At 46.7% G+C, this 741-nt stretch carries 1 pseudogene; it reads right to left on the bottom strand.

The window, feature by feature from the left end:
* Positions 1–517: 517 nt before the first annotated feature.
* Positions 518–741 (bottom strand): annotated as a pseudogene (locus tag AC1DUA_RS39620) (methyl-accepting chemotaxis protein); the annotation flags it as partial.

Raw genomic sequence — 741 nt, forward strand, 5'->3', positions numbered from 1 at the left:
GCTCAGCACAATACAACTGGGATTGGGGGCTGATCCACACACTTAAGCTTGTTTTACAACGCTAACTTCTACTTTTCGCTCTCCAGCCACACTTTAACGTTGAAAAACATCGGCTCAGCACAATACAACTGCTCAGCACAATACAACTGGGATTGGGGGCTGATCCACACACTTAAGCTTGTTTTACAACGCTAACTTCTACTTTTCGCTCTCCAGCCACACTTTAACGTTGAAAAACATCGGCTCAGCACAATACAACTTGGATTTGGGGCTGATCCACATACTTAAGCTTGTTTTACAACGCTAACTTCTACTTTTCGCTCTCCAGCCACACTTTAACGTTGAAAAACATCGGCTCAGCACAATACAACTTGGACTTGGGCCTGATCCACACACTTAAGCTTGTTTTACAACGCTAACTTCTACTTTTCGCTCTCCAGCCACACTTTAACGTTGAAAAACATCGGCTCAGCACAATACAAACAAAAAACCGCGAGCCAAAGCCCGCGGTCCAACACTACACCGTAAATTTCTGCAGCGAAATTTGTAGTTCCTCAGCTAGTCCTGCCAGCGACTTAGCCGAATTCTCAATTTCCTCGGTCGTGGACATCTGCTGCTGACTGGCAGCGGACGTCTCCTGACTGACGGAAATACCTGTTTCCGAAACGCTGCTGACGATGCCCATCACCTGCTCAATACGCACATTGGCATCCACCAGCTGGTGAATGTTCTGATTCACAC

The organism is Paenibacillus sp. 01T422, assembly GCF_056398785.1.